General features: G+C 70.9%; 7 protein-coding genes. 5 read left to right on the forward strand and 2 right to left on the reverse strand.

Features of this window, described 5'->3' with window-relative positions:
- Positions 1–219 (reverse strand): hypothetical protein (locus tag E4O86_RS20955; protein ID WP_425500148.1); only part of this gene is annotated, 219 nt, incomplete at its 3' end.
- 3 nt (positions 220–222) lie between these two features.
- The gene (locus E4O86_RS20960) at positions 223–462 is read right to left on the reverse strand and encodes a hypothetical protein (RefSeq protein ID WP_161142498.1); all 240 of its coding nucleotides are present in this window, start codon (positions 460–462) and stop codon (positions 223–225) included.
- Here E4O86_RS20960 and E4O86_RS20965 point away from each other — a divergent pair.
- From E4O86_RS20965 to E4O86_RS20985, 5 genes are all read left to right on the forward strand, one after another.
- Positions 461–994, forward strand: a complete 534-nt coding sequence (locus tag E4O86_RS20965) for a hypothetical protein (RefSeq protein WP_161142499.1) — start codon at positions 461–463, stop codon at positions 992–994. The genes E4O86_RS20960 and E4O86_RS20965 overlap by 2 nt on opposite strands.
- A 75-nt stretch (positions 995–1,069) precedes the next feature.
- The gene (locus E4O86_RS20970; RefSeq protein WP_161142500.1) at positions 1,070–2,329 is read left to right on the forward strand and encodes an RNA polymerase sigma factor; all 1,260 of its coding nucleotides are present in this window, start codon (positions 1,070–1,072) and stop codon (positions 2,327–2,329) included.
- Positions 2,330–2,488: 159 nt separating this feature from the next.
- Entirely contained in the window at positions 2,489–4,306 is a 1,818-nt protein-coding gene (locus tag E4O86_RS20975) for a chloride channel protein (RefSeq protein WP_343039208.1), read from the forward strand.
- Positions 4,307–4,397: 91 nt separating this feature from the next.
- The gene (locus E4O86_RS20980) at positions 4,398–5,801 is read left to right on the forward strand and encodes an FAD-binding oxidoreductase (RefSeq protein ID WP_161142501.1); all 1,404 of its coding nucleotides are present in this window, start codon (positions 4,398–4,400) and stop codon (positions 5,799–5,801) included.
- A 61-nt stretch (positions 5,802–5,862) separates the two neighbouring features.
- Positions 5,863–9,316, forward strand: a 3,454-nt coding sequence (locus E4O86_RS20985) for an AsmA family protein (protein WP_161142502.1), incomplete at its 3' end; no start/stop codon positions are given.

Here is a 9,316-nt window from a genome sequence, read left to right on the forward strand (position 1 = left end):
CGGCGTGGTCGCGCTGTCCGCCGCGCCGCCCGCCGCGCCGCCCGACATGCCGCCGGTGCTCGGGCTGGTCGCGTTCATGCCGCCGGACTCGGCGCCACCGGCCGGCGGCGTCGTCGCCTGGGCGACCTGGAAGGATTGAAGCTGCGCCGGCTCGGCGGCCAGCGCGCCGGTGGCGAGCAGGCAGGCTATTGCGGTGCCGGCCAGAAGCTTGGTGCTCATCTATCAATCTCCCGCTTTGTTACCTGCATTCTCGAGCGAAACCTGAGTTTCGAAGCTGCCGCGACGGCAACCTTGGCGCGTCTCGGCCGCTTTGACCGGATAAGAGCCGGCAAAGCGGTCCGTTCCCCTGGCCTGTTCACGAATCGTGAAGGATTGTTTCAGGCGCAGCGCGATGGCGCGGATCGCGCCCGACGGAACGGGGCGCGGCGGCGCCCGTTCCCCCGCAGGAAAGGAGCGGCCCATGGACCTGCGCGGTACGACTGCGGAATGGCCGGGCGAGCTGATCCGGCTCGCGCCCGGGGAAGCGATCCCCAACAGCCCTCTTCCGGTCCTCTATTATCCCGGTGGGCTCGCGCCGGACCTGCGGACGCCGAGCGCCTGCCAGGCGCTCTTCGCGCGGAACGGCTGGGGCGGCGCCTGGCTCGACGGCATATTCGACTACTGGCATTTCCACGTGGCCGGCCACGAGGTGCTCGGCTGCGTTGCGGGAGCCGCGCGGGTCGGGCTTGGCGGGGAAGATGGCGTCGCGCTCGAATTCTCGGCCGGCGACGTGCTTGTCCTGCCGGCCGGAACGGGCCACAGGCGGCTTGGCGAGCCGACCGAGAATTTCGCCGTGATCGGCGCCTATCCGCCCGGGCAGAACGGCACGATCACGCGGCCGCACGAGATCGACCGGGCGACGGCAGAGGCCGCGATCGCGAAGCTCGCGCTGCCGCCGGCCGATCCGCTCGCCGGGCCGGAAGGGTCGCTGCTTCCGGCATGGAAGGGCGCGTAAGCCTAAGCTTCCACCTCCGTCGGGTGCGCCAGATCGGATATTGACGTTTCCGCCCGCAGGCTCTTGTCAGGACGGATGGCGAGCGAGGCTGAGCGGGCGGTCGAGACCGTCTTCCGAATCGAGCGGGCGAGGCTGATCGGGGGCCTCGCGCGCGTCGTCCGGGACGTCGACCGGGCCGAGGAACTCGCCCAGGACGCGCTCGTCGCCGCGCTCAGCGAATGGCCGAACTCGGGTGTCCCGCGGAATCCCGGCGCCTGGCTGATGGCCGCGGCGAAACGGCGTGCGATCGACGGCTTCCGGCACGAGAGGATGCGCGCCGCGAAGCATGCCGAGATCAGCCGCGAGCTCGAGGAGGAGAGCACGGCGTCGATCGAGGCCGTCGAGGCCGCGCTCGACGACGATCTCGGCGACGAACTGCTCGGCCTGATCTTCGCAGCCTGCCATCCGGTCCTCTCCCGCGAGGCACGCGCCGCGCTGACGCTCCGGCTGATCGGCGGCCTGACGACGGAGGAGATCGCGCGGGCCTTCCTGTCCAACGAGGCGACGATCGCCCAGCGCATCGTGCGGGCGAAGAAGGCGCTGCGGAGCGCGGGTCTCGCCTTCGAGGTGCCGCGCGGCAAAGAGCGCGACGCGCGCCTCGCCTCGGTGCTGGAGGTCGTCTACCTGATCTTCAACGAGGGCTATGCCGCGACGGCGGGGGAGGATCTCGTTCGCCCCGCCCTCTGCGCGGAGGCGCAGCGGCTCGGGCGCATCCTGGCCGGACTGATGCCGGAGGAATCGGAGGTATTCGGCCTTCTCGCCCTGCTCGAGCTCCAGGCCTCCCGGCTCGCCGCGAGGACCGCGCCGGACGGCTCGCTCGTTCCCATCACCGAGCAGAACCGCGCCCGCTGGGACCGGCTGCTGATCCGCCGCGGCTTCGCGGCGCTGGAACGGGCGGCGGCACTCCGGGGTGCGGATCGTCCCTATGCGCTGCAGGCCGCGCTCGCCGCCTGCCATGCCGGTGCGCGCAATCCGGAGGAGACGGACTGGAAGGCGATCGCCGCGCTCTACGACCGGCTGCGCCTGGCGATGCCCTCGCCGGTCGTCGATCTCAACCGGGCGGTGGCCCACAGCATGGCGTTCGGACCGGCGAAGGGGCTCGCGCTCCTTGCCGAGATCGAGCATGTCGCGGCCCTGAGCGACTATGCTCCGCTGCCGGCGGCGAAGGGGGACTTCCTGTTCCGGGCCGGCCGGCTTGCCGAGGCGGGCGAGGCGTTCCGGCGGGCTGCCGCCCTCACGCGCAACGCACGCGAGAAGGCCTTCCTGCTCGGACGGGCGGCTGCGTGCGACGTCTGAACCCCGTCCGGAACACGAAATTGCCGCCTCGGCTTGACCGGGACAGCCTCCGGGTGCAGGTAGCCCGCATTCCCGCTATCTGGCGCAGGTCATCGCTCATTCCTCCGGCGTCGCGACGCTCCTCGTAGCGGAACCCGTCCCAGGAGCGAGGATTCCGAAGTGACCGATCTGCCCGCCGAGGCGAGGATTGCAAGGGTGGAGGCAGGCGGCGCGGGAGGAGAGGCGCAGGAGCGGGTTCTGAAGCTCCCCATGCTCTGCGTCGTCGCCTTCTCGATCGGCGTCGTAGCGGCGGTCGGCGCCGTGATCTTCCGCTACATGATCAGCTTCGTCCACAACCTCTTCTTCAACGGCACGATCGGCTTCTTCTACGACGCCAACCAGTTCGAGGCGGCGAGCCCGTACGGGCCGCTGGTGATCCTGGCGCCCGTGATCGGCGGGCTGATCGTGGTGTTCCTCGTCCAGACCTTCGCGCCGGAGGCGAAGGGGCACGGCGTCCCGGAGGTGATGTACGCGGTCTACCACAAGAACGGTGACGTCCGCGGCGTCGTCGCGGTGGTGAAGTCGATCGCGTCCGCGATCTCGATCGGGAGCGGCGCCTCGGTCGGGCGGGAGGGCCCCATCATCCAGATCGGCTCCTCGTTCGGCTCCACGATCGCGCGGGCGCTGCGGCTGCCCCGGTGGCAGAAGATCAATCTCCTCGCCGCCGGTGCCGGGGCCGGAATCGCGGCGACCTTCAACACGCCGCTCGGCGGGGTGCTGTTCGCGGTCGAGCTCCTGCTGCCGGAGGTGAGCGGAAGGACGTTCCTTCCGGTGGTCGTGGCGACCGCGACCGCGACCTATCTCGGCCGCATCGCCTTGGGCCTCGACCCGGCCTTCTTCGTGCCGCTCTCGGCGGTCGATCCGCAGCACGCCATCGATCTCGCGCAGCTCGTGGGCTTCGCGCTGCTCGGCCTCCTGGCCGGGGTGGCGTCCTGGGCCTTCGTGCGGGTGCTCGCCTTCTGCGAGGATGTCTTCCCGAAGCTGCCGGGCAACGCCTACACCCAGAACATCGTCGGGATGCTCGCCATCGGCCTGATGAGCTACGCCTTCCTGCTCGCGACCGGGCACTACCACGTGGCGGGCGTCGGCTACGCCACCATCCAGTCGATCGTGAGCGGGGACAGCTACGGGGTCGGCCTCCTCCTCGTCCTGCTCGCGGGCAAGGTGCTGGCGACGAGCATCAGCCTCGGGGCGGGCGCCTCGGGCGGCGTGTTCTCGCCCTCGCTCTTCATCGGGGCCACGCTCGGCGGCGCCGTCGGAGCCCTCGGAGCGTATCTGCTGCCCGGCCACGGCTTCTCCGCCGCCGAGTTCGCGGTCGTCGGAATGGGCGCGCTCGTGGGCGGCGCGACCGGCGCTTCGATGACCGCGATCGTGATGATCTTCGAGATGACGCGCGACTACAACGTCATCGTCCCGCTCGTTCTGGCGGTGGCGCTCGCGGTCGGCGTCCGCCGCTGGCTGGTGACCGAGAACATCTACACGATCAAGCTGCGGGGACGCGGCCGCCCCATCCCGACGATCCGCCACACCAACATGTATCTGGTGCAGCAGGCGCAGGACCTCATGAGCCGCAATTTCCTGGTTCTGCCCGCCGAAACGAAGGTGGCGGATGCGCTCACGGCGATCGCGGGATCGCCGGGGACGCATCTCGTCGTGACGGAGGAGGGGCGGATCGTCGGCTTCGTCAGGTTCGGATCGGTGCCCTACGCGCCTTCCGCCGTCGCGGAGCAGACGCTCGCGGACCTGATTTCGGACGATTTCGTCATTGCGCCGGAGACGAGCATCCTCAATACGATCATCGCGCGCATGAGCCGACGCCAGCGCAGCTTCGCCATCGTCGTGCGCTCGGCCGGGGCCGTTCCGCGGCCGGAGGACGTGGTCGGGGTCATCGATGCGCCGGAGATTGCGGGAGCGGTCATCCGGAACCACTATGCGTGAGCGCCGGCCGCGACCTTCGGCGCGCCTGCGGCTTTGGACAGCCGCTTCCCGAAACTGCTAGCTTATCGACCGGAAACGGAGCCGAGCGACGATGGCGACGGCCTTGCATGCCGAGCGGAACGAGGGCGGGATCGCGACGGCGATCGGCATCCTCGCGCAGCGTTTCGGCGATCGGCTGAGCCGGTCGGAGGCGCTGCGGCGCCAGCACGCGCACACCACGACCTGGATCCCGAACGAGCCGGCCGATGCCGTCCTCTTCGCGGAATCGACCGAGGAGGTCGGCGAGGCGGTGCGGATCTGCGCGGCACATTCCGTGCCGGTCATCGCTTATGGCGCGGGCTCCTCGCTCGAGGGCCATCTCAACGCGCCCTTTGGCGGCCTCAGCATCGATCTCTCCCGGATGAACCGGGTGATCGCTGTCCATCCCGAGGACCTCGACTGCGTCGTGCAGGCGGGCATCACGCGCAAAGAGCTCAACCAGCAGATCCGGGCGACCGGCCTGTTCTTCCCGATCGATCCGGGCGCCGATGCGAGCCTCGGCGGGATGGCGGCGACGCGGGCCTCCGGCACCAATGCCGTCCGCTACGGCACGATGAAGGACAATGTCGTGAACGTCACCGCCGTGATGGCGGACGGGACGGTGATCCGCACGGCGCAGCGCGCCAAGAAGACATCGGCGGGCTACGATCTGACACGCCTCCTCGTCGGCTCGGAAGGCACGCTCGGCATCATGACGGAGCTGACCTTGCGGCTCCACGGCATCCCGCCGGCGATCTCGGCCGCCATCTGCAGCTTCCCGACCGTGGAGGCGGCCTGCAACGCGGTCATCGCGACGATCCAGTACGGCCTCCCGGTGGCGCGGATCGAGCTTCTCGACGAGCTGCAGGTGCGTGCCTCGAACACCTATTCCGGTCTCGACCTCCCCGAGACGCCGACGCTCCTCCTCGAGTTCCACGGCACCGAATCGGGCGTCGCCGAGCAGGTCGGGACCTTCGGGGAGATCGCCGCCGAGCATGGCGGCGGCAATTTCCGCTGGGCCACCCGGGAGGAGGAGAGGGCGCGGCTCTGGCAGGCGCGCCACGACGCCTACTGGGCGGTGCGGACGCTGCGGCCGGGCGGCAGCGTGCTCGCGACCGACGTATGCGTGCCGATCTCCCGCCTTGCCGAGGCGGTCGCCGGGGCGAAGGCCGAATGCGAGCGGCTCGGCTTGATCGCGCCCATCGTCGGCCATGTCGGCGACGGCAATTTTCACCTCTCCGTGCTCGTCGACACCGAGGATCCCGTCGAGTTCAGGGCGGTGGAATCGCTGCTCGGCTGGCTTGCCGAGCGCGCCATCGCGCTGGACGGCACGTGCACCGGCGAGCACGGCGTCGGGCAGGGCAAGATGAAGTATCTCGAGCGCGAGCTCGGCCCGGCCCTCGCCGTCATGCGGTCGATCAAGATGGCGCTCGATCCGCAGAACATCATGAATCCCGGGAAGATCGTCCGGCTCTGACGCGACACGGAGGGGAGCGCTGAACAGGCTCTATATCGGGCTCGGTGTCTTCATCATCGCCGTGCTCTTCACGGCGCTGATCGGCCCGTTCCTCGTCGACTGGACCGCCTACCGCCGCACCTTCGAGCAGCAGGTATCGGCGCTGCTCGGCCAGCCCGTGGAGGTCGCCGGGAAGGCGGACCTGCGCCTCCTCCCCACCCCGGTCGTGAACTTCACCGATGTCCGGATCGGCGATCCCGAGGCACCGATCGTCACGATGGAGCGCTTTCACGCCGAGATCGAGCTCGCGGCGCTCCTGCGCGGCGAGTTCACGATCCTGCAGATGCGGATCGAACGGCCGGAGTTCCGTTTCGACCTGGCGCATCTCTCCGATACGGAGACCGAGACTGTTCCGGGCCGCGAAACAGTGGACCCGTCCCGGATCTCGCTCTCCGACGTGGAGGTCGTGAACGGTGCCGTCGATCTCTACGACAGCCGGACCGGCCGCTCCTGGCGCTTCGATTCCCTCAACGGCGTGCTGCAGGCTCAGTCGCTCGGCGGGCCGGGCCGGCTCGATGCCGGCGTTGTCTTCGACGGCCAGCCCTTCACGTTCCGGGCGGCGGTCGGCCGCAAGGCGGGATCGAGCATTCCGCTCTCCGTCAGCGTGACGCCGGCGCACCATCCGGTGGGCGTGGCGCTCAACGGCATTCTCACCACCGAACCGGGCGAGCTGCCGGTCTATGCCGGGACCCTCGAGGTCGCCGGCGTGCCGGTGGAGGATGCGCCGTCGCCGCTCTCGGCCCTCCGCCTCGATTCGAAATTCGAGCTCACTCCGGAGACGCTCTCCCTCACCGAGATGCAGCTCGCCTACGGTCCGGCCGACCGGCCCGTCATGATGACCGGAGGCGCTGCGGTCGAACTCGGGGCAGCGCCGAGCTTCGACGTCTCCCTTGAGGCGCGACAGATCGATGTCGACCGTGCGCTCGCCGGCAGTCCGGGCGAGACGGTGGCGATCGCGCGCGCCCTCGACGAACTCGCGCAGCTTGCCGGCAGGATCCCGGCATCGCCGGTCCCGGGCAAGCTCCATCTCGACGTCAAGGGCATGATCGTCGGCGGCGGCGTCATCCAGGCCGTCGGCGCGGATTTCGCGACCGCGCCGGGCGGCTGGAAGGTGGAGATCCTTTCCGCGCTCCTTCCCGGCGAGACGCGGATCGACGTCTCCGGCGACCTCGCCATCGGAGCCGAGCCGAGCTTCCGCGGCCACGGCAAGGTCGCCTCGCGGCGTCCGCAGGCCTTCGCTGCCTGGTGGCGGGGCGGCAGCGGCGGGGCGGGCGTGCTCGACGGCTTCAGCGTCGAGGCCGACATCGCGCTCGAGCCTTTCGCGCAGAAGGCGACCTCGATCGTCGCCGCCTTCGGCGGCGGCACCGTCCGCGGCTCCGCCTCGCTGCGCGCCTTCCAGCGATCCGACGAGGTCTTCGTCGCGGTCGATCTCAGCGCCGACCGGCTGGACCTCGACAGGGGCCGCGCCATCGCCGCACTCTTCGCGGGCGACGCCCTGACGCGCGGATCGATCGACCAGCTGTTCCTGAATCTCAGGGCGAACGAGGTGACGAGCGGCGGCATCCGGGCGCAGTCGGTGGCGATCGATGCCTCCGTCGAGGCCGGCGGGCTGGAGCTCCGGCGGCTCTCGATCCAGGACCTTGCCGGTGCGAGCGTCACCGCCCGCGGACGTCTCGACGATCCGTTCGGGACGCCTGCGGGCCGGCTCGACGCCAGCGTCAAGGCGGCAAGCCTCGCCGGCGCCGTCCAATTCGTCCGCGATCTCGTGCCGTCGAGCGCCCTCGTGGAGCGTTTCGCCGCCGTCGCTCCTGCGCTTACGCCGCTCGACGCCGAGATCAGCCTCAATGCGGGGGGGCAGGAGAAGGGCCGGATCGCCGGCGATCTCGTCGGCACCTTCGCCGGGACCCGGCTGACGGCGAGCGTCGCCGGCACCGGCCGGCTTGCGGACCCGACCGGCTGGAAGGGCAGGGCCGACCTCCTGGCCACCGGCGGCGACAGCGCGACGCTGCTGCGCCAGCTCGGCTTCGACCCGCTGCCCGTTTCCGAATCAGGTCCGGCGCGCCTCGCTCTGGTTCTCGACGGAACGGCAGGCGGGACCGGCACAGTCGAGGCGCGGGGCGAGATCGCCAATGTCGGGTTCGAATTCGCCGGTTCCGCGCCGGGGGGCGCGGACGGGTCGGGACTTTCCGGCAGCCTGACGCTCACCAGCGAGGACGTGGATCCTCTTCTCCTTCTCGGGGGGCTCGCGCTGCCCGGCCTCGGCGAGGGGCACGCGCTCGCGCTCTCCGGCAGCCTGTCGGTGAGCGCAGGGCGCGCAGCGCTCGCGCTCGGCGCTTCGAGCATCGAGGGAGAGCCGGTCAGCGGCAGGCTCACCGCCAAGTTCGACCGCGGCGTCCGGCTCTCGGGCGAGCTCGGCCTGAAGCACGCATCGCTGCCCTATCTCGCCGGCCTGCTGACGGGAAATCCGGCGCGCCGGACCGAGACGGGCTGGCCGGATGCGGCCTTCGCGCCGGCGCTGCCGGACTGGCTGTCGCTCGATCTCCACGTCACCGCCGAGGAGCTCGACCTCGGGATCGGAGAGCTCGCGCGGAATGCCGGATTGGGCGTCACCTTCGGCGGGGGCCGGCTCGCACTCGACGCGATCGCGGCGGACTTCGCGGGCGGGCGGTTCGACGGAGCGGTCACGGGCTCGCTCGCGGACGGGGAGGCGGGCGTCGCGCTGCGCGGCACGCTACGGGGGGCGGAGCTCTCGGACCTTGTGTGGCGGCCGCAGGGCCGGCCGGTCGCGACCGGCACGCTCGACCTCGCCTTCGACGCGAACGGGCGCGGCCGCTCGATGTCCGGGCTCGTTTCGGCGCTCTCCGGAAGCGGCTCCTTCACGATCGCGGACGGGCTGGTGCGCGGCATCAACCCGCTCGCCTTCTCGTCCGTCATCCGGGCGGCGGATGCGGGGCTGAAGCTCGAGCGCGCGGACGTCGCGAGTGCGTTCGAGGGTCACCTCGACGCCGGCACGCTCGCCTTCGCGCGCGCAACCGGCAGCTTCTCGGTGACGTCCGGAGTGGTCCGCGTCTCCACCGTGTCGGTCGACGCGGAGAGCGCGACGGTGCTTGGAAGCGCGAGCCTCGACCTGAACGCCATGCGGCTTGCGAGCGACTGGTCGCTCAAGGTCGCGGCGGGCGAGAAGGTGGCCGGCGCGAGCCCCGAGGTCGGCCTCGCCTTCGCGGGTCCGGTGACCCATCCGGAGCGGACGATCGACGTGACCCCGCTCGTCGGCTATCTCTCCGTCCGCGCCTTCGAGCGCGAGGTCGAGCGGGTGGAAAAGCTGCAGGACGAGATTCTGGAGCGCGACCGCCTGATGCGGCTCCTGCGGCTGGAGCGCGAGGAGGCGCGGCGCCGCGCCGATGCGGCGGCTGCCGCGGCGGCGCGCGAGCAGGAGGCGCAGCAGCCTTCGGGGGCGGAGGGCGTGCCCGGGCGCG

It is taken from the genome of Propylenella binzhouense, assembly GCF_009866965.1.
GTDB classification, from domain to species: domain Bacteria; phylum Pseudomonadota; class Alphaproteobacteria; order Rhizobiales; family Afifellaceae; genus Propylenella; species Propylenella binzhouense.